Below are 18,731 nucleotides of genomic sequence, written 5' to 3'. Positions count from 1 at the left end.
AGGCGGGGTTGGGCGTGACCAGTCGTTTGCTGATGCCGTACCGGCGTGCGGGGATGGCGGGAGCGGCCGTACGGCCGGAGGGGCAGAACGGAGCGGACGGAACGTTCGGAGCGCCGGGTTCGGCTCGGGCCACCGCGATCCTGGACTTGGCCGACCCGGTCGTCGTCGCTCTGGTGGAACGGGTACGGGGCGAGGCCTCCGCGGCCGGAGCACCCGGAACCGTCGGAACGCTGCGTGTGGCGCACGGGATCATCGCGCGGGACGTACGGCCGGTGTACTCCGTCGAGGACCGGCGCCGGGTCTCGCGGACGCTGCGGCTGGGGCGCGGGTCGTGCAGTCAGCGGATGGCCGTGCTGGAGGCGGTCGCCCGGGCGGTGGGTGTGCCTACGCGGGTGCGGGGACTGCTCGTCGACGGGGTCTTCTGGTATCCGCGGTTTCCTCGGCTGAGGCCGCTCGTGCCGGAGCAAGTGCTGCTGGCCTGGCCCGAGTTCCTGCTTGAGCGGGAGTGGGTGCCGATCGGCGAGCTGTTCGGGACGAGGACCGGAGGTGGGGACGGCGACGGCCTCACCGACCGAGTCGGCGATCTCACTCACCGGGATGTCGATGTCACCGCCCAGGACGTCGCGTTCACCAACCGAGGTGGTGAGACCCTCTTCGACGCGGTGGCCCGTACGACGGTGGACTGGGGCGGGGCCGCGAGCTGCGGGGCGCCGGGCACGGCGTGCGATCTGTCGGCCCAGGTGCTCGTGGATCTGGGGCACTTCGACTCCCGCGACGAGCTCTTCGAACGCCACGGTCAGACCCTGTGCCTCCTCGCCCGCACCCTGAGCGAGCCCGTGCTCGGCCGGTGGAGCGCGGGAGCCGCGGCGGCCTGACGGCGGAGCGTCCGCCGGGCCCCGGCACACGCGCGTGCCCCGCGGCTTCCGTAGCATGAGTGCCGTGACAGCCCGCACACAGGAAGCCCGTACGCTGCCGCCCACGTGGCGGTGGCGGGCGCTGCTGGTGCTCGGGCTGCTGGTCGGGCTGCTCGGCATGCATGGGCTCGGGCCAGGTGGGGCGGGAGTCATGGCCGCCCATCACACCGCTCATCCCTCCAGCCACGAGCAGGGCATGAGCGACTCCCACGGGCGGGGCGTGAGCGACTCCCACGGGCGGGGCGTGAGCGCGGTCGCCCCTCCCGATGAGTCCGTGTGCCATCCGAGCGACGACGGGCATGGCGGCGGACACGGCACTCAGCACGCCGATTCGACCTGCACGTCGGGTGCCGTCGCGGCGGGATACGTACCGCCGGCTCCCGTTGCCGATCCGGTCGGCGTCACCCGCACGGACGAGACCGTCGACCGGTCCGCCGTCGCCTCGCCCCATGGCGGACGCGCGCCTCCCTCGCTGGCCGAACTCCAACTCCTGCGGATCTAGGACAAGACCGAACCGCGCCCCCTTCGAGTGGCGCGGGCCTCAGTCATGTCCGGAACCAGAGCACGACACCCGTGCACGACAGCCGTGCACAACACCTGTGCACGACAGCCGTGCACGACAACAGAGCAACCGCAGGAGTCACACCATGATTCACACCCGTTCCCTGACCCTCCGTTCGCTGACCCGTCGGACGGCTCTCGCCGCGACGGCCGTCACCGCGGCGCTCGTCCTCGCCGCGTGCGGCAACGACAGTGACAGCGGTAGCGACAGCGGCAGCGGTTCGTCGTCCGAGGCGGGGGCGTCCGCCGGCGCGTCCACGGGCGCGTCCGCGAGCGAGAGCGCCGGTGCGCACAACGACCAGGACGTCGCCTTCGCGCAGGGCATGATTCCGCACCACCAGCAGGCCCTGGCGATGTCGGAGATGGCCGCCGATCAGGCATCGTCCGCCAAGGTCAAGGACCTCGCCGCGCGCGTCGAGAAGGCGCAGGACCCGGAGATCAAGACCATGACCGGGTGGCTGAAGGCCTGGGGCGAGGACGCACCGATGGAGTCGATGCCCGGCATGGACCACGACATGCCCGGAATGGGCTCCGACATGCCCGGCATGATGGACAGCAAGGAGATGGACGAGCTGATGAAGGCCTCCGGCAAGGACTTCGACACCATGTTCCTGACGATGATGGTCGAGCACCACAAGGGTGCGGTGGAGATGGCCACCACCGAGAAGGAAAAGGGTGAGTACGGTCCAGCCAAGACGCTGGCCGACGACATCGTCACCGCCCAGAACGCCGAGATCACCGAGATGAACAAGCTTCTCGGCAAGGGCTGACACGCGAGGGTGGGCAGCCGCTCCAGCGGCTGCCCACCCGTCTTCCCGTACCCCATACGTCTCTTCCCGTACGCCGTACACCTCTTCCCGTACGCGTACGCGTACGTCAGACGCCGTACTCCACGGCTCACGCGACCAGCTCCACCGCCCCCACCGCCGGTGTCCGCAGGGCACGGCGGGCCGTGACGAGGCTCGTCACCAATGTCGCCGCGGCCGCGACCGCCACGATCCCGAGCCAGATGCCCAGACCCCGGTCCGGCAGGACCGAGTCCGTGCGGACGATGGTGAACGGAACCATCCCGGCGAGGCCGGCCGCCGTGCCGAAGAAGACGCCCGTCACCGTGAGGACGAGGGACTCGATGCCGACCATGCCGAGGACCTGGCCCGGGGTGGCGCCCGCCAGGCGCTGCTGGCCGAACTCCCGGCGGCGGTAAGTGGTCGCCGCGTAGAGGGAGTTGATCAGCATGATGCAGGAGAAGACCACGATGATGCCGACGACCACGAGGTTGAGGGTCTCGAGGTTCTTGGCATCGATGGACTTCGGGACGCCGGACGCGTCGATGGCGTCGTTCTCGACGGCCTGCATGTAGAGGGTCGCCGTCGCCATGCCGGTGAAGAGGATCAACGGCATGAGGACACCCGAGAGTTGGGCGGCCCGCTCACGCAGGGTGCGTACGGCGAGGTAACCGCTCGGGCCCGACAGGGGAAGCCGGCCGAGCACGGCCTTCAGCAGCCTCGTCGAGAGAAGCGCGAAGCCGACCGCGAGCAGGATCGAGCCGTACGCGGCCGGTGCCATCAGCGCCTCGTCGGTCGAGGAGAAGGCGAAGGTGGAGCAGACCGACAGGCCGCCCAGAACCAGGGCCCCGTACGAGAGGAACTTCCGCGCCTTGCCGCGGGGTTGACCGGCGCCGGCACGTTCCCGTGTGGCCCGCCGTACGGCGAGGAACGCGGCGCCCGCCGCGGCGAGCACGGTGATGTCGATGCCGGAGTACAGGGCGATGGGGCCGAAGGAGTGGTCGACGGACTCGGCGACCTGTCCGCTGTCCTGGAAGAGGTTCAGCAGGGCCTGGCCGCCGAGGATCGCGGGACCGATGGCGAGCAGGGCGCCCACCAGGGCAACGACCACCGACTCCCCCACCACCATCCGCTTGATCTGTGCGGGCGTCGCACCGGAGCAGCGCAACAGGTCGATCTCGGCGGCGCGTTGGCGGACGTTCACCGTCAGGGTGGAGGCGACGGCGAAGAACACCAGCAGGGTGCCGTAGCTGCCGACGACCCCCGCCGCCGTGGACAGGGTCTCGGCGCTGGCGGAGTCGACGCCCTTCGCGCCGGCCGTGTCGTGCATCGAGTTGAAGATCATGATGATCGCCGCGCCCAGGAAGGCGGACAGCAGCGTCGCGGCGAAGCGCCCGGGGCGCTGTCGGATGGAACGCATGGCCAGAGCGAGCATCACGGTCACACCCCCGCCGGAACGTCGGAGATCGAGTCGCCGAGGTGCGCGAGCCGCTCGGCCACCGCGTCCACGGTCGGCCGGTGCATCTCGCCCGCGAGGCGCCCGTCCGCCAGGAAGACGACCGAGTCGGCGTACGAGGCCGCCACCGGGTCGTGGGTCACCATGACGACCGTACGGCCGTGTAGCCGTACCGCCTCCTGGAGCAGCCGCAGGACGTCGCGCGCGCTGCGGGTGTCCAGGGCGCCGGTCGGCTCGTCGGCGAAGATCACGCTCGGCTCGGTGACCAGGGCGCGGGCGATGGCGACGCGCTGGCGCTGGCCGCCGGAGAGCTGGTCGGGCCGGTGGCCGAGGCGGTCGCCGAGGCCGACGGCGGTGAGGATCTCCTCCACCCGCGCACGGTTGACGCGGCGCCGGGCGAGCTTGAGCGGCAGGATCGTGTTCTGGGCGACGGTGAGCGTGTCCAGCAGGTTGTACTGCTGGAAGACGAAGCCGATCCGGCTGCGCCGGAACTTCGTCAGCTCGGCCTCGCTGCCGCCGGTCATCTCCGCACCGTCGACGAGGACGATGCCGCTGTCGGGCCGGTCGAGTCCGGCCGCGCACTGCAACAGCGTGGACTTGCCGGAGCCCGAGGGCCCCATGACCGCGGTGAACGTGCCGCGCGCCAGACTGAGCGTTACTCCGTCCAGCGCGGTCACGGCGCTGTCGTCGGTCCCGTAGGTCTTGCTGACCTTGACCAGCCGCAGGGCTTCGGCGGCGGAGCCCGTGCTGTGGCCCTGCATACGTCGAGCGGTCGTACCTCGATCGGTTCGGCGAAACATCGTCATCACCCTCCGTCGGCACTCCCTGTGCCTCGCGAAAGACGCTACGGAGAGGACGGGCCGGGCACATTGGGCGCAGAACCCGTAAGTGGAGGTGTACTCAGCGACACCCCTGCCGGCCGGACAGCCTCACCGGCCGTGAGGCAGGCCGCCTCACCCGTTGAGGTCGCCCACCGTGAAGCCGATCATCGATCCGCCGCCCTTCCGGCGCCGGGCGAACGGCGTTCCGCCGTGGGCCGTCGCCACTTCACGGACGATCGACAGGCCGAGCCCGGAGCCGGGCAGGCTGCGCGCGTCGGGCGCGCGGTAGAAGCGGTCGAAGACCCGTACGAGGTCCTCCTCCGCGATGCCGGGGCCGCGGTCGAGCACCTCGATCCGGACGGCCCCGCCCGCACCATCGGCCCCAAGACCGCCACCGCCACCTGCACCGGCACCTGCACCGGCACCGGCACCGGCACCGGCACCAGCACCAGCACCAGCACCAGCACCAGCTCGTGCGTCCCTCACCCCCGTCACCACTATCTCGATCCCCGCACTCCCGCTCCGGTCGAACTTCGCCGCGTTCTCCACCAGGTTGGACAGCGCCCGCTGCAACGCGGCGGGCCGTCCGTCCACGACCGTGTCACCGGTCACCCGTACCATGACGTCCCGTCCCGTCCGCCGCCGCGTCAGTACCGCCACGTCCTCCGCGATGTCGGCGACAGCCACCCGCTGTACCGGTTCGGCGTCCGCCTGGCCGGCCGCGAGGTCGACCAACTCGTTGACCAGGTCGGTCAGTTCGCGTGACTCCTGGGCTAGGTCGGCGACCAGTTCCACGCGAGCCGCGGGCGGCAGCTCGTCGATGCGCCGGAGCATGGAGATGTTCGTACGCAGGGAGGTCAGCGGCGTACGCAGCTCGTGTCCCGCGTCCTGGACGAGGCGCCGCTGGTCCTCCTCGGACTGGGCGAGGCGGCCCAGCATGCGGTCGAAGGAACGCCCGAGCCGGGCGACCTCGTCGTACCCGGCGACCGGCACCTGGATGCCGAGCCGCCCGGTACGCGCCACGTCCTCGGCGGCCCCGGTGAGCCGGACCAGCCGCGAGGTGATCCGCCGGGCCAGCCACCAGCCGAAGAGACCCGCGGCGATCACTACGGCAGCGACCAGCAGTACGGTCCGCTGCTGCAGCTCACGCAGCAGGTCCTCCGTGTCGCTGAACTCCTGCGCGACCTGCACCGCGCCCCGCCCGCCGCCGAGCGCGACGGTCCCCACCCGGTACACGTCGTCGCCGCCGACCTCGACGTCCCCGTGCTCGACGAGTCGCCCGGCGGTCCCCGCGGTCGCGGCGTCCCGGTCGTCGGCGTCGACGGGCAGCGGCGGGTGGCCCCGGTCGACGACGTCGCCCCCGGGGCCCAGTACCTGAACGGCCGTGCCGCTCGGCCGGATCAGTTCGTCGCGCGGGCCGCCGTCGATGTCGGAGGTGGCGAAGTCGGCTGGGGTCAGGGGGCGTTGGCGCACCTGGTCGAGCAGGTCCTGGACGACTCCTTCGAACACGGTCTGCTGGTCCACGCGGACGAGCCGGGCGGCGGCGTCGTACGACAGAAGGCCGACGAGTACGGTGACGGCGGCCGCCACGGCCGCGAAGGACACCGTGAACGTGGTGCGCAGCGAGGACAGCCGGGGTCTCACGAGCAGTTGTCGCGGACGGGGGCGCACTCAGTCCTCCCTCAGGACATACCCCACGCCCCGCACCGTGTGGATCAGCGCGGGCGCGCCCGGCTCGTCGAGCTTGCGCCGCAGATAACCGACGTACACGGCGAGGTTCTTGGAGCCGGGCCCGAAGTCGTAGCCCCAGATGCGGTCGTAGATGGTGGTGTGGTCCAGGACGATGCCGGCGTTGCGGACGAGGAGTTCCAGCAGGTCGAACTCGGTACGGGTGAGCTCGATCTCGCGCGGCCCGCGCCAGACACGGCGGGCCTGCGGCTCGATACGCAGTCCCGCGGCGGCGAGTTGCCCCTCATGAACATCGCGAACATCACCAACATCGTGAACACCGCGAGCACCGGGGACATCCAGAGCATCAGAAACATCCGAGGCGTTGGGCATGCGCCGCTGTGCCCTGGGTACGTCGACGGGGGCACTCGTACGCCGGAGCAGTGCCCGTAGCCGGGCGAAGACCTCCTCGACGTCGAAGGGCTTGACCACGTAATCGTCGGCGCCGGCGTCCAGGCCGGCGATGCGGTCGGCGGTCTCGACGAGCGCGGTGAGCATCAGGATGGGTGTGCGGTTGCCCTCGGCGCGCAGCACGCGACAGACCTGGAGGCCGTCGATGCCCGGCATCATCACATCGAGAACGAGCACGTCGGGCGGGGTGCGGTGGGCCTGTGCGAGCGCCTCGACGCCGTCGGCGACCGCCGTGACCTCGTATCCCTCCAGGGTCAGGGCCCGCTCCAGGGCATGGCGGATGGCACGGTCGTCCTCGGCGAGCAGCAGATTCTGGGGCACGGGACCAGTCTGCCAAGCCGTTCTCTACGTACTACCTGCTGAAAGGAGTACGGCCGGCCCTCTTACCCGGCTCTCACCGTGCCGGGACCGGTGGCTTACCTCGCCCAGCCACTGTTTCCCCGTATGTGAGGGGCGAGCGTCGCGACGGGGAGGCCACGCACCGCATGAAACGAACGGAACGAACGGAACATACGGAACGCAGGGAGACCGCGAAGCGCATGACCCGCTTGACCCCCTTGACCCGCTTGACCCGCACAAGTCGCATGAGTCGCATGAGCGGTACGCGCCGCGTGAGTCGCAGAAGCGATTCGGACCGCACGAAGATCGTGTTTCTGCTCCACAACGCGTACGCCATCGGGGGCACCGTCCGCACCACGCTCAACCTCGCGACGGCGCTCGCCGAGCGGCACGAGGTGGAGATCGTGTCGATGAGGCGGCACCGCGACGTGCCGCGCTTCGACATCGATCCGCGGATCACGGTGGTCCCGCTGGTGGACGTACGGGACGGCAGCCCTGACCTCGCGGACCCCGCGCACGCGCTGCCGGCCGTCGACTTCCCCGCCTCCGACAAGCGGTTCGGGCAGTACACCCGGCTCACCGATGTACGCGTACGTGACTACCTCTCCCACTGCGACGCCGACGTGGTGATCGGCACACGGCCCGGCATCAACGTCTACATCTCCCGCTTCGCACCGCGCCGGGCCCTGCGCATCGCCCAGGAACACCTGCGCCACGACGCCCACAGCAAACGGCTGCGGAGTGCACTGGCCCACCACTACCGCGTGCTCGACGCGGTGGTGACGACGACGGAGGCGGACGCGCGGGTGTACCGGCGACGGATGCCGTTGCCGGGGGTACGGGTCGCGGCGGTGCCGAACATCGTGCCGGCGCCGGGGGATCCAACAGGCGACGCGACCCGCGACGCGAGCGGGAGCGGGAACGGGAACGGGAACGGGAAGGTGGTGGCCGCGGCCGGGCGGTTGGTCCCCGGCAAACGCTTCGACCTGCTGATCGAAGCCTTCTCGGCGGTCGCCTCGAAGGAACCGGACTGGAGCCTGCGGATCTACGGCGGCGGCCCCGAACGGGAACAACTCCAGTACCTGATCGACGGCCTGGGCCTGGCCGGACACATACGCCTCATGGGACCGCAGACGCCCATCGAGCGCGAGTTCGCGAAGTCGGCGCTGGTCGTCTCGGCCTCGGACGCGGAGTCGTTCGGGATGACGCTGGTCGAGGCGATGCGCTGCGGAGTCCCGGTCATCAGCACGAACTGCCCGCTGGGCCCCGCCGAGATCATCACGGAGGGCGTCGACGGCCTCCTGGTCCCCGTGGGCGACGCCCGCGCCCTCGCCGAGGCGATGCTCGACCTGATCGTGGACGAGCCCCTGCGCCGCGCGATGGGCGAGGCGGCGCTGAAGAGCTCCCACCGCTACGACCCCGAGCCGATCATGAACCGCTACGAGGCGTTGTTCGCGGAACTCAAGGCGACCCGGGGCCGCCGAGCATGGACCCGAGCCCGCGTCCGTGCGACGGTCTGGGCCCGCGAGCGGAGGCGTAGGACATGGCAGCGGGTGCGGCAGTGGGGGCGCCGGCCGGGAGTGTTGGCTTCCCAGCGTTGAGCTATGGGTGTGGGCATACGGGGGTTGACCTTCAGGCGTTGACCTACGGGCGTTGGCCCACGAACGTTGGCCCACCGGCGTTGGCAGACGCGTGCGGGCCTCCGGGTGTCGGCACATGCGCGTGGGCCCACAGGTGTGGGCACACCAACGTTGACCACCGAAATCCGCGTATCAGCATCAATGTCAGTGCCTCGCCCTACGATCCCCACATGGCCGCCCCACGCCGCGACACCCGAGGCATCGTCGGCGCCGCGGAGCTCTTCGCGCGCGTGGACTTCCGCCGCCCCGAGCCCGCCGAACCCCTCCGCCGCCACGTAGAGCACTACTGGCTGATCGACTGGGACCTTCCCGAGCCGTACGTCTCCCACGTGGTCCCGCACCCCGCCGTCCACATCGTCTTCCAGCAGTTCGAGGGCCAGGCCCCCTTCGTCGAGGTCGCGGGCATCCAGCTCGGCCTCTTCACGCAGAAGCTGGAGGGGCGGGGACGGGTGTGCGGCATCAAGTTCCGGCCCGGCAGCTTCCGCCCCTTCGCGCCGGGGCACCCGGTGTCGGACTGGACGGGCAAGCGCCTCCCCCTGGCCGACGTCCTCCCCGCCGGCCAAGGGAATGACACGGCAGTCCTCACCCCGGCCGACGAGAACGCCCGCGTCGCCGCACTCGACGCGTTCCTCCTCGGCCTCGCGCCGGCCCCCGACCCCGAGGCCGACCTGGCAATGGGCCTCGTCGACCGCATCCGCACCGACCGCACGATCCGCCGTGTCGGCGACTTCGCTCGCGCGGAGGGCATGACGGTGCGAGCGATGCAGCGCCTCTTCTCGGCGTACGTCGGCGTGGGCCCCAAGTGGATCATCCTCCGCTACCGCATCCACGAGGCCCTCGAGCGCGCCAAGTCCACGCCGACCGTCGACTGGGCCACCCTCGCCGCCGACCTCGGCTACGCGGACCAGGCCCACCTGATACGGGACTTCACGGCGACGGTGGGCGTGCCGCCGACGGCGTACGCGGGCGGGGTGCATCCCTCGTAATAACCACGCGACAGCCACGCGACAGCCACGCGCGGGAGACAGCAGCCGACCGGGTGCGTACGTCACTCGGAGGTGAGCGGACGATGGCGACCAGGACCGCGGCTCAGCGGTGTGAGCAGGCACGGGTCGAGTACGACGCGTTCCTCAAGAGCTGCCCGACCAACCAACTCCTCGACCGGATCAGCGACAAGTGGGTCAGCCTCATCGTCTCCGCGCTCGCCGCCGGCCCGATGCGCTACAGCGACCTCGGCCGCAAGATCGCGGGCGTCAGCCCCAAGATGCTGACGCAGACGCTGCGTTCACTGGAGCGCGACGGCATCGTGACGCGGACCGTGACCCCGTCAGTGCCGGTGCGCGTCGACTACGAGCGCACTCCGTTCGGCGCCGGCCTGAGCGGTCTGCTCACCGCCGTGAAGGACTGGGCGGAGGTCCACATCGTGGAGGTCAACGAGGCGCGCGAGCACTACGACGGGTCATCATCCTGAGCTGTTGCCCGGAGAACCGTTGCCCTGAGAACCGTTGCCCTGAAAACCGCCGTCCCTGAGAACCGTTGCCTTCAGGAGCCGTCGGCCTGAGAGTCGAGCGCGCCCTCCCTCAAGCGGGTGATCTGGCCCGCCGTGAACTCGACCGTACGACCCATGTGGCCGATGAGCAGAGCCAGCTCGTGGTCCTCCAGCCCCTCGAACAGCTCGTACCAGCGGCCGCTCAGCCGACCCCACAACCGGCCGAACTCGGCGATCCGCTCCGGCACCGTCGCCACGAGCACCCGCCGCCGGTCGGCCGCGTCCCGCTCCCGCACGACGTAACCCGCCTTCTCCAGCCGGTCCACCAGACGCGTCGCCGACCCGGTCGTCAGCCCCGTCAGCTCGGCGATCCGCCCCGTCGTCACGGGCCCGTCCTCCAGGCTGAGCAGATTCAGGCACTGCAGATCGGTCGGATGCAGCTTCAGGTGATCGGCGACGGCCTGGTTGAAGAGCGCGTACGAAGCCATGTAGCGGCGCGAGACCGCCGACAGCTCGTCAAGGAGCCGCTCACGCGCTGTCCCGGACATGAACCTGTCCACCCTTCTTCTCCTGTGCCGCGCGGAAACCGCACCAGCAGAAGTCGCCGTACCGGAACGGGCCCAGGACGGGCTAGAAGACGTACGTGTCCCCGGTGTCCAGCACCAGCACCTTCTGCCGGTCGTTGCGGTGATTGCGGTCCACAGCACCTCCGCCCCACACCGTGTGGATTTCCAGCTTCACCTCCGACGGCGCCCCTCGCAGCCCTACCGCCATGGTGATCGTCTTCCCCACTCCGTCCGCCGGCAACGCACCCGTCCGGCACAGCACCGCCCGCGCCTCCGAACGCGCGCACCCGCCCGGCAGCCGCTGCCTGTCCGCGAGCGGCACCGACCACCGCAGCCGCACCGTCGCGTCCGCGATGCCGGACGGCCCGTGGCTCCGCGGAGTCATCCGCAACGCCACGCGCCCGCCCGCCATGGACGCGTACCCGTGATAGGCGAGATCTGCCTCGGGAGCCGCCGCCGAAGCCACAGCCGGAGCCGCCGTCACTGCCGGTGCGGCCCCACCCACCACGACGGCCGCACCCAGCGCACAAAGAATCCGCATGTGTCATGTCCTCCGCGTCGGCCCGGATCTCAGTCCGTATGCCAGCCCATGTGTCAGTCCATACGTCACCGGATGTATGCCACCTCGGCCGTGCGGCAGGCGCCGCCCATCAGGTGAGACAGAGATAAGGCCGCCTGGGTGAGGCTCAGGTCAGGCGCGGGTCAGACGCAGGAAACCGGCGCCAACCGCCGCCACGAACCCCCGAACGCGGGCATGCGAGGGTGACCGCATGCTCGTCCTCCGCTCCGTCACCCTGTTCGTCCTCGCCGCGCTCTTCGAGATCGGCGGCGCGTGGCTGGTGTGGCAGGGCGTACGCGAACACCGCGGCCGGCTGTGGATCGGCGCGGGGCGTCATGGCCCTCGGCGCGTACGGCTTCGTCGCCACGCTCCAGCCCGACGCGAACTTCGGCCGCATCCTCGCCGCGTACGGCGGGGTCTTCGTCGCCGGCTCCCTCGCCTGGGGCATGGTCGCGGACGGCTTCCGCCCCGACCGCTGGGACGTGACGGGCGCGCTGATCTGCCTCGCGGGCATGGCTGTGATCATGTACGCGCCGCGAAGCTGAACCCGGGAGACTGAAACCCGGGAGACTGAACCCGCGAGACTGTGAAGCAGGCAGGAACGCCTCAGGCCGGCAGGTTCTCCGGCAGCAGCCCCAGCTGTACCAGGAAGTCCAGCTGATCGAAGTAGAGCCGGTAGCTGGCGATCCGACCCTCCCCGTCGATGGTGGCGAAGTCGACCCCGCGGATCCTGATCTCCTTCTGGGTCGCGGGCAGTGACTCACCGGAGGGCAGCGGGATCGGCCCGGTGTTCTTGCCGCTGAAGAAGCCCTCGTCGATGGCCGTGTTGCCGATCTCGTACGAGTGCACCGGCTCGTACGTACCCTCCGGGATCGCGTCCGTCATCTGTCGCCAGTACTCGACGATGTGGTCGCGCCCGTGGATCTCCCCGCCGTCGGGAGTGACGGCGACCGCGTCCGTCGCGAACAGCTCGCTGAGTGCCTTGAGATCCGGAATGTTGGTGACCGCCTCGGTGAGCCGATCCATGACCTCACGTGCCTGTCCCATGATCCACCTCCTTGCACGGGGGATCACCCACCTCGATTTTCCCACCGTCCCCGACCCCGTGCATCAGGTCACCGACCGGCCGTACGCCCTGCCCGCATATCCTGGCTGGCGAACCAACCGCCCGAGCATTCGCCCGAGCACTCACCCGTACGAGCGAGCAGCGGCCCCCGGGCCGCCGCCCGCACCCCTCGCCGAGGAGCAGCCCATGACCGCGCCCGCCGCCCCCTCCCGCATCGCCGTCGTCACCGGCGCGAGCAGCGGAATCGGCGCCGCGACGGCCCGGCAGCTGGCGGCCGAGGGTTACCGCGTCGTCCTCACGGCCCGCCGCAAGGACCGTATCGAGGCGCTCGCGGAGGAGATCAACGCGACGGGCGGCCAGGCGACGGCGTACGCACTGGACATCACCGACCGCGCCGCGGTGGACGAGTTCGCCACCGCTTTCAAGACGATCGGCGTGCTCGTGAACAACGCGGGCGGCGCGCTGGGCGCGGACCCGGTGGCGACCGGCGACCCGGCGGAGTGGCGCCAGATGTACGAGACGAACGTCATCGGCACCCTCAACGTCACCCAGGCCCTGCTCCCCGCGCTGACCGAGAGCGGCGACGGCACGGTGGTCGTCCTCTCCTCGACCGCGGGGCACGGCACGTACGAGGGCGGCGCGGGCTACGTGGCCGCCAAGCACGCCGAACACGTCCTCGCCGAGACCCTCCGCCTGGAGATCGTCGGCACTCCGGTCCGCGTGATCGAGGTCGCCCCCGGCATGGTGAAGACGGACGAGTTCGCCCTGACCCGCTTCAGCGGCGACGAGGAAAAGGCGGCGCAGGTCTACGCGGGCGTCGCGAACCCCCTGACCGCGGACGACGTCGCCGACACGATCACCTGGGCGGTCACCCGCCCCTCCCACGTCAACATCGACCTCCTGGTCGTCCGCCCCCGGGCCCAGGCCTCCAACACGAAGGTCCACAGGGAGCTGTAATGCCGGACACCGAACCCGCCCAGAAGCAGCCGCCCCAGGCCCAGGACGAGCCCACCCAACAGCAGGCCGTGCAGGACCAGCCCATCCGGGACCAGCACGTCCAGGACCAGTCCGTCCACGACCAGTCCGTCCGGGAACAGGAGCAACGCCGCCTGGTCCAGGAGAAGAAGGACGAACGCTACGTCTGGTGGTACCTCGCGTACTTCCTCTTCGGCATCCACATCGTGGCGTTCGTCATGATCTACGCGGTGACACACGCGAAGTAGCGGTCGGCGCCGGACCGAGTACTGCTGAGGCTGAACAACGATTCGGCAGCGGCCAAAGAACTGGGCCGAACCGAGAAGAGCTGCTACATCCGCCTCTGGCGCCTGCGCACCGGCCTAGTGCCAATGCCCAGCGGCAATTAACGATCGACTGAACAGAGGGGCCCGAGCCAGCAACGGCTCGGGCCCCTCTGCCAGTTCAGCCCTTCACGCACACGAACTGCTTCAGCTTCGCCACGACCTCGACGAGATCGCGCTGCTGCTCCATCACCTGGTCGATGTTCTTGTACGCCCCCGGAATCTCGTCAAGCACACCGGAGTCCTTACGGCACTCCACACCCCGCGTCTGCTCTTCCAGATCCTTCATCGTGAAACGGCGCTTCGCCGCGTTGCGGCTCATGCGCCGACCCGCGCCGTGCGACGCCGAGTTGAAGGCCTTCTCGTTACCGAGCCCCTTCACGATGTACGAGCTGGTACCCATGGAGCCCGGGATGATCCCGTACTCGCCGGAGCCCGCGCGGATCGCGCCCTTGCGGGTTACCAGCAGATCCATTCCCTCGTACCGCTCCTCCGCGACGTAGTTGTGGTGGCAGGAAATCTCCTGCTCGAAGGTCGGCTTCGCCTTCTTGAACTCCCTGCGGACCACGTCCTTGAGAAGTCCCATCATGATCGCGCGGTTGTATTTGGCGTACTCCTGAGCCCAGTACAGATCGTTTCGGTAGGCCGCCATCTGCGGGGTGTCCGAAACGAACACCGCAAGGTCCCGATCGACCAGACCCTGGTTGTGCGGAAGTTTCTGGGCCACACCGATGTGGTATTCGGCCAGCTCCTTACCGATGTTCCGAGACCCGGAGTGAAGCATGAGCCAGACCGAACCGATCGAATCCGTGCACAATTCGATCATATGATTCCCCGATCCGAGCGTACCCATCTGCTTCGTGGCACGTTCCTCACGGAATTTGACCGCTTCGGCGATCCCGTCGAACCGCCCCCAGAAGTCGTCCCAGCCGGCCGTGGCGAAGCCGTGCAGTCGGCCGGGATGGACGGCATCGTCATGCATCCCCCGCCCCACCGGAATAGCCTCCTCAACCTTCGACCGAAGCCGAGAAAGATCCCCCGGCAGATCATTGGCCGTCAGAGACGTCTTGACCGCGGACATCCCGCACCCGATGTCCACCCCCACCGCCGCAGGACACACCGCCCCCTGCATCGCGATGACGGACCCAACCGTCGCACCCTTCCCGTAATGCACATCCGGCATCACGGCCAGCCCCTTGATCCAGGGCAGCGTCGAGACGTTGCGCAGCTGCTGCATCGCGACGTCCTCAACCGCCCCCGGGTCCGCCCACATCCGGATCGGAACCTTCGCGCCCGGTACTTCCACGTACGACATATCGTCCTCATTCCCCCGAAGCCAAGCAGAAGTCATAAACCGCAAAACCAGCGCCAAGGTCAACGTATGGGACAACGGACCGGCGTTCACGGCAGTGCGTGCGATACACATTGTCTCCAGGGGCCGCCCCCGCGCGGCAACCGAATAACCACAGGACACCCGGGGTCACGACCCGTCGGGAACGTCGAGAGGAGCCCCACCGTGCAGCGGAAGGCGTACGTATCCGGCGTCGCCGCGCTCCTCGCGGTGCTGCTGGTCGGCTGCACCGGTGGATCGGAGGACGGCGAAGAGACGACGGACCAGAAGCCGGGCGACACGGCCACCACGACCGCCGAGGCGCAGCCCGGCAAGTACCGCACGCTTCCGGAGCCGTGCGCCGCCGTGTCCCAGGGCACGCTGGACTCTCTTCTGCCGGGCATCAAGCAGGTCACGGACGAGGAGCAGCGCGAGAAGGCGTACGAGGGCACGGCGACGCAGACGTACGACACGGACCGGACGGTCGGCTGCCGCTGGAAGGTGGAGTCGAGGAACGCCACGGATCACCTGTGGGTGGACTTCGAGCGTGTGGTGTCGTACAAGAACGCCGTCAGCGACGACGACCGCGCGACGGAGATCTTCGCGACGAAGGAGGCGGCGGCGGACCTCCCGGAGCCCTCCGGGTCCTCTTCCGACGAGTCCCCCTCGAACGAGGCCGGTTCGGACGAGGCTGGTTCGGACGAGGTGTCAGGCGAGGCCGGCTCGACCCCGTCCTCGGGCGAGTCCGGCACGCCGTCGGGTGAGAACAGCGACGACAGCGCTTCCGCCACCCCTTCGACGAGCCCCTCGGACAGCGCGGACGGCACTTCGGCATCGGGGTCCACGCCCGCCGCCTTTCAGCCCCGCGTTCTCGACGATCTGGGCGACCAGGCGTTCCTGGACGACGCGTTGGGCAGTTCCCAGCAGCGCACGGTGACTGTGGTGTTCCGCACGTCCAACGTGATCGTGACGATCCAGTACGACGAGCAGCCGGCGACCACGACCGACGTCCCGAGCAGCGAGGAAATGCAGGACAGGGCACGGAAGCTGGCGGGTCAGCTCGCGGAGACGTTCGACGAGTAGGGGCGGTTGTCGGGGGTTTCGGGGTCGGCGGAACCAGAGTCACACCTGTCTCGTACGGCGTACCGTGGCCCCTCGGACCCGACCGAGTGCGGCCGGCCGAGGACGCGGCCGTTCGCACGCACACCCGAGCGTCTTGAGTGAAGGAACCATGCACCGACCCGCACAGCGACAGCGTCAGCGACTCACCCGCATCCTTGTCTGCGCGGCCGCCGTCCCGGCGATGCTTGTCGTCTCCGGTTGTTCTTCGGACTCCGGCTCCGACTCCGGTGACGCGAAGAAGGACTCCGGCGCCGAGGCGTCCGCTTCCGGCTCGTCCGCCACGGCGGCGGGTTCGGTGGTGAAGGAGGCGGCGTACGCGAAGCTTCCGCAGCCTTGCGACGTGTTCTCGTCGAAGACTCTGAAGGAGTTGGTACCGCAGGGCACCAAGTCCGACAAGGAGGGCAAGTCGGATGATACGGGGACGCGTGGCAGCTGCTCCTGGAACAGTCTGGACAACAACGGCGTGAAGGGCTCGCAGTTCCGCTGGCTGAATGTGTCCCTGCTGCGTTTCGAGTCGAGCGAGACCCGCGGCGCGGGCGACAAGCTCGCCGCGGAGTACTACGCGGAGCAGGTCGAGGACGCGCGGTCGGTGACCGGCGCGAAGAGCGTCAAGTCGCAGCCGGTGACCGGTACGGGCGAGGAGGCGACGCTGGTGACGTACGACCTGAAGAAGAAGGAAGGCGCCTTCAAGCAGCAGACGGTCGTGACCCGGGTCGAGAACGTCGTTGTGACGCTCGACTACAACGGCGCGGGCCTGGCGGGCGACAGGGCCCCGAAGGTGGAGGACCTGTCGAAGGCGGCTCAGAAGGCCGCCAAGGAGGCCGTACAGGCGGTGGTGACGGCGAACGGGGCGGGCGGAGCGGCCGACTCCGGCGCCTCCCCGAGCAAGAGCCCCAGCAACAGCCCCAGCAGCAGCCCGGGCAAGGGCGCGAGCGAGGGCCCGGCCAAGTCCGCCAAGCCCTCCGCGAGCCCGAGCAAGTCCTCGACGAAGAGCTGAAACCGGGCTGAGACCGGACTGAGGCAGGACTGAGGCGTCCAATCCGGATGCCACCGAACTCGCAGTCGGACCAGGACGTTTGCGGGAGCCCGGCCCCCTCGGAGACCGGGCTCCTGCCGTACTGCGCACCCGTACCCCGTACACATGTGCCACCCTGTTGCGCGCAACAGGCTTTTATGGGAGGGGAGTACGGGTGACCGCGCCAATGCAGCTCACAAAGACGCACCGGATGCTCATCGGGGTGGTCGTCTTCGGAGCTGTCGTCATCGCCGGTATCGGCTTCGCCGGTTCGTACGCGGCGGTACGCGAGCTCGCCCTGCAGAAGGGCTTCGGGAAGTTCAGCTACGTCTTCCCGATCGGCATCGACATGGGCATCTGTGTCCTGCTCGCGCTCGACCTGCTCCTGACCTGGATCAGGATCCCCTTCCCCCTCCTGCGCCAGACGGCGTGGCTGCTGACGGCGGCGACGATCGCGTTCAACGGCGCGGCCGCGTGGCCGGATCCGCTGGGCGTGGGCATGCACGCCGTCATCCCGATCCTGTTCGTCGTCTCGGTCGAAGCGGCCCGGCACGCGATCGGCCGGATCGCGGACATCACGGCCGACAAGCACATGGAGGGCGTACGCCTCACGCGCTGGCTGCTCTCTCCGCTGCCGACGTTCCTCCTCTGGCGCCGGATGAAGCTGTGGGAGCTCCGCTCCTACGAGCAGGTCATCAAGCTGGAGCAGGAACGTCTCGTCTACCAGGCCCGCCTGCGCTCCCGCTTCGGCCGCGCCTGGCGCCGCAAGGCCCCGGTGGAGTCCCTGATGCCGCTGAGGCTGGCCCGCTACGGGGTGCCGCTGGCGGAGACGGCCCCCTCGGGCCTGGCGGCGGCGGGCATCGAGCCGGCGCTGCTGCCTCCGGCGCCCCGGCAGCAGACGGAGCTGGAGCGGGCCGACGCACCGGCGGCCGCCCCGGCACAGGTCGGCCCGGGAGCATCTCCCGTCGAGCAGCGCCGCCAGGAGCCCGACCGCGACCCCAGCCAGGAGATCCCGGAGCAGTTGGAGTACGCGCAGGAGCCGGAGCCCGACTCGAGCCCCTGGTTCGCGCCTCCGCAGTCGCCGCAGGAGATCGTCTACGAGGGCGGCTACGACCCTTCGTACGTTCCGGACCAGATGTGGGCCCAGTACGAGGCACAGCAGGCCCAGTACGAGACCGAGCAGCGGCAGGTGTACGAGGCCGAGCAGCCGCAGGTGTACGAGGAGCAGCAGGTCTACGCGGCTCAGGCACCGTCACCGGCGTACGAGGAGCCGGAACCGTCCCCGGAGGAGACGGGCACGTTCCCCATCCCGTCCGGCCCCAACCGCACCCGTCCGCTCGGTGAGGGCGGGAGCGCCCCGTCTCCGGAGCCGGACGAGGAGTCGTACTACAAGGTCTTCAAGCAGTCGATAAACGGCAATTACCCGACCCCGCGTGAGTTCGGTGACAACGTCGAGGCCGAGTTCCGCATCAGCCTCCCGGAGCCGGAGACCAAGCGCCTGGTGACCCGGTTCACCAACCGCCACACCGTGGAACTGCAAGAGGACCACATCGCGTAGGGCCCGGGAACACCCGGCGGTACGAGGATGCGGTACGAGGATGGGGCGCCCGGATCTCACCGGGCGCCCCATC

General features: G+C 69.6%; 19 protein-coding genes and 1 pseudogene. 12 read left to right on the top strand and 8 right to left on the bottom strand.

Annotated features, from left to right (window positions below; genetic code table 11):
- The first annotated feature begins 14 nt into the window (after positions 1–14).
- The 3 genes from ACTWQR_RS10720 (at position 15) to ACTWQR_RS10710 (ending at position 2,245) form a co-directional block, all read left to right on the top strand.
- On the top strand, positions 15–875 hold the full coding sequence (locus tag ACTWQR_RS10720) for a transglutaminase domain-containing protein (protein WP_443226730.1): 861 nt from the start codon (positions 15–17) through the stop codon (positions 873–875).
- 64 nt (positions 876–939) lie between these two features.
- On the top strand, positions 940–1,416 hold the full coding sequence (locus tag ACTWQR_RS10715; RefSeq protein WP_443226729.1) for a DUF6153 family protein: 477 nt from the start codon (positions 940–942) through the stop codon (positions 1,414–1,416).
- Positions 1,417–1,561: 145 nt separating this feature from the next.
- Entirely contained in the window at positions 1,562–2,245 is a 684-nt protein-coding gene (locus ACTWQR_RS10710) for a DUF305 domain-containing protein (protein ID WP_443226728.1), read from the top strand.
- A 127-nt stretch (positions 2,246–2,372) separates the two neighbouring features.
- On the opposite strand, the gene ACTWQR_RS10705 is transcribed toward ACTWQR_RS10710, so the two are convergent.
- The 4 genes from ACTWQR_RS10705 to ACTWQR_RS10690 all read right to left on the bottom strand — a co-directional run bounded on the left by ACTWQR_RS10705 (position 2,373) and on the right by ACTWQR_RS10690 (position 6,997).
- Complete coding sequence (locus tag ACTWQR_RS10705; protein WP_443226860.1) at positions 2,373–3,695, bottom strand: FtsX-like permease family protein; 1,323 nt, start codon at positions 3,693–3,695, stop codon at positions 2,373–2,375.
- A 5-nt stretch (positions 3,696–3,700) separates the two neighbouring features.
- Complete coding sequence (locus ACTWQR_RS10700) at positions 3,701–4,522, bottom strand: ABC transporter ATP-binding protein (protein ID WP_443226727.1); 822 nt, start codon at positions 4,520–4,522, stop codon at positions 3,701–3,703.
- A 147-nt stretch (positions 4,523–4,669) separates the two neighbouring features.
- Complete coding sequence (locus ACTWQR_RS10695; protein WP_443226726.1) at positions 4,670–6,208, bottom strand: HAMP domain-containing sensor histidine kinase; 1,539 nt, start codon at positions 6,206–6,208, stop codon at positions 4,670–4,672.
- A complete protein-coding gene (locus ACTWQR_RS10690; RefSeq protein ID WP_443226725.1) occupies positions 6,209–6,997 on the bottom strand; it encodes a response regulator transcription factor in 789 nt (262 codons plus the stop codon).
- A 263-nt stretch (positions 6,998–7,260) separates the two neighbouring features.
- On the opposite strand from ACTWQR_RS10690, the gene ACTWQR_RS10685 reads away from it, so the two are divergent.
- From ACTWQR_RS10685 to ACTWQR_RS10675, 3 genes are all read left to right on the top strand, one after another.
- Complete coding sequence (locus ACTWQR_RS10685) at positions 7,261–8,616, top strand: glycosyltransferase family 4 protein (protein ID WP_443226724.1); 1,356 nt, start codon at positions 7,261–7,263, stop codon at positions 8,614–8,616.
- 209 nt (positions 8,617–8,825) lie between these two features.
- Positions 8,826–9,641 carry an AraC family transcriptional regulator gene (locus ACTWQR_RS10680; RefSeq protein WP_443226723.1) on the top strand — a complete coding sequence of 272 codons (816 nt, stop codon included), beginning with the start codon at positions 8,826–8,828 and terminating at the stop codon, positions 9,639–9,641.
- Positions 9,642–9,724: 83 nt separating this feature from the next.
- Entirely contained in the window at positions 9,725–10,126 is a 402-nt protein-coding gene (locus tag ACTWQR_RS10675) for a winged helix-turn-helix transcriptional regulator (RefSeq protein ID WP_443226722.1), read from the top strand.
- A 71-nt stretch (positions 10,127–10,197) separates the two neighbouring features.
- On the opposite strand, the gene ACTWQR_RS10670 is transcribed toward ACTWQR_RS10675, so the two are convergent.
- Both ACTWQR_RS10670 and ACTWQR_RS10665 read right to left on the bottom strand, forming a co-directional pair.
- Entirely contained in the window at positions 10,198–10,692 is a 495-nt protein-coding gene (locus ACTWQR_RS10670; protein ID WP_443226721.1) for a MarR family winged helix-turn-helix transcriptional regulator, read from the bottom strand.
- Positions 10,693–10,774: 82 nt separating this feature from the next.
- Positions 10,775–11,251 (bottom strand): hypothetical protein, encoded by a 477-nt coding sequence (locus ACTWQR_RS10665; protein WP_443226720.1) that lies wholly within the window; start codon positions 11,249–11,251, stop codon positions 10,775–10,777.
- Between the two features lie 229 nt (positions 11,252–11,480).
- Here ACTWQR_RS10665 and ACTWQR_RS10660 point away from each other — a divergent pair.
- Positions 11,481–11,814 (top strand): annotated as a pseudogene (locus ACTWQR_RS10660) (YnfA family protein).
- Positions 11,815–11,875: 61 nt separating this feature from the next.
- Here ACTWQR_RS10660 and ACTWQR_RS10655 read toward each other — a convergent pair.
- Entirely contained in the window at positions 11,876–12,316 is a 441-nt protein-coding gene (locus tag ACTWQR_RS10655; protein ID WP_443226719.1) for an ester cyclase, read from the bottom strand.
- 205 nt (positions 12,317–12,521) lie between these two features.
- On the opposite strand from ACTWQR_RS10655, the gene ACTWQR_RS10650 reads away from it, so the two are divergent.
- Complete coding sequence (locus tag ACTWQR_RS10650; protein ID WP_443226718.1) at positions 12,522–13,292, top strand: SDR family NAD(P)-dependent oxidoreductase; 771 nt, start codon at positions 12,522–12,524, stop codon at positions 13,290–13,292.
- An 83-nt stretch (positions 13,293–13,375) separates the two neighbouring features.
- Positions 13,376–13,558 carry a hypothetical protein gene (locus tag ACTWQR_RS10645; RefSeq protein ID WP_443226859.1) on the top strand — a complete coding sequence of 61 codons (183 nt, stop codon included), beginning with the start codon at positions 13,376–13,378 and terminating at the stop codon, positions 13,556–13,558.
- Between the two features lie 196 nt (positions 13,559–13,754).
- Here ACTWQR_RS10645 and ACTWQR_RS10640 read toward each other — a convergent pair whose 3' ends face one another.
- On the bottom strand, positions 13,755–14,948 hold the full coding sequence (locus tag ACTWQR_RS10640; RefSeq protein WP_443226717.1) for an RtcB family protein: 1,194 nt from the start codon (positions 14,946–14,948) through the stop codon (positions 13,755–13,757).
- A 201-nt stretch (positions 14,949–15,149) separates the two neighbouring features.
- Here ACTWQR_RS10640 and ACTWQR_RS10635 point away from each other — a divergent pair, with 201 nt between their 5' ends.
- The 3 genes from ACTWQR_RS10635 (at position 15,150) to ACTWQR_RS10625 (ending at position 18,658) form a co-directional block, all read left to right on the top strand.
- Positions 15,150–16,046, top strand: a complete 897-nt coding sequence (locus ACTWQR_RS10635; RefSeq protein ID WP_443226716.1) for a DUF3558 domain-containing protein — start codon at positions 15,150–15,152, stop codon at positions 16,044–16,046.
- 148 nt (positions 16,047–16,194) lie between these two features.
- Positions 16,195–17,082 (top strand): DUF3558 family protein, encoded by an 888-nt coding sequence (locus ACTWQR_RS10630; protein ID WP_443226715.1) that lies wholly within the window; start codon positions 16,195–16,197, stop codon positions 17,080–17,082.
- Positions 17,083–17,287: 205 nt separating this feature from the next.
- Positions 17,288–18,658, top strand: coding sequence for a DUF2637 domain-containing protein (locus tag ACTWQR_RS10625; RefSeq protein WP_443226714.1), 1,371 nt, complete (start codon positions 17,288–17,290; stop codon positions 18,656–18,658).
- Positions 18,659–18,731 lie beyond the last annotated feature (73 nt).

The organism is Streptomyces sp. 2A115 (genome assembly GCF_052245575.1).
Lineage (GTDB): Bacteria > Actinomycetota > Actinomycetes > Streptomycetales > Streptomycetaceae > Streptomyces.
This window is presented reverse-complemented; position numbering and strand designations above follow the sequence as displayed.

Excerpts from the sequence above, each read along its gene's own strand:
- ACTWQR_RS10710 (WP_443226728.1), top strand. The coding sequence starts at position 1,562 with ATGATTCACACCCGTTCCCTGACCCTCCGTTCGCTGACCCGTCGGACG.
- ACTWQR_RS10705 (WP_443226860.1), bottom strand. The coding sequence starts at position 3,695 with ATGCTCGCTCTGGCCATGCGTTCCATCCGACAGCGCCCCGGGCGCTTC.
- ACTWQR_RS10700 (WP_443226727.1), bottom strand. The coding sequence starts at position 4,522 with ATGACGATGTTTCGCCGAACCGATCGAGGTACGACCGCTCGACGTATG.
- ACTWQR_RS10685 (WP_443226724.1), top strand. The coding sequence starts at position 7,261 with ATGAGTCGCATGAGCGGTACGCGCCGCGTGAGTCGCAGAAGCGATTCG.
- ACTWQR_RS10680 (WP_443226723.1), top strand. The coding sequence starts at position 8,826 with ATGGCCGCCCCACGCCGCGACACCCGAGGCATCGTCGGCGCCGCGGAG.
- ACTWQR_RS10675 (WP_443226722.1), top strand. The coding sequence starts at position 9,725 with ATGGCGACCAGGACCGCGGCTCAGCGGTGTGAGCAGGCACGGGTCGAG.
- ACTWQR_RS10670 (WP_443226721.1), bottom strand. The coding sequence starts at position 10,692 with ATGTCCGGGACAGCGCGTGAGCGGCTCCTTGACGAGCTGTCGGCGGTC.
- ACTWQR_RS10665 (WP_443226720.1), bottom strand. The coding sequence starts at position 11,251 with ATGCGGATTCTTTGTGCGCTGGGTGCGGCCGTCGTGGTGGGTGGGGCC.
- ACTWQR_RS10655 (WP_443226719.1), bottom strand. The coding sequence starts at position 12,316 with ATGGGACAGGCACGTGAGGTCATGGATCGGCTCACCGAGGCGGTCACC.
- ACTWQR_RS10650 (WP_443226718.1), top strand. The coding sequence starts at position 12,522 with ATGACCGCGCCCGCCGCCCCCTCCCGCATCGCCGTCGTCACCGGCGCG.
- ACTWQR_RS10640 (WP_443226717.1), bottom strand. The coding sequence starts at position 14,948 with ATGTCGTACGTGGAAGTACCGGGCGCGAAGGTTCCGATCCGGATGTGG.
- ACTWQR_RS10630 (WP_443226715.1), top strand. The coding sequence starts at position 16,195 with ATGCACCGACCCGCACAGCGACAGCGTCAGCGACTCACCCGCATCCTT.
- ACTWQR_RS10625 (WP_443226714.1), top strand. The coding sequence starts at position 17,288 with ATGCAGCTCACAAAGACGCACCGGATGCTCATCGGGGTGGTCGTCTTC.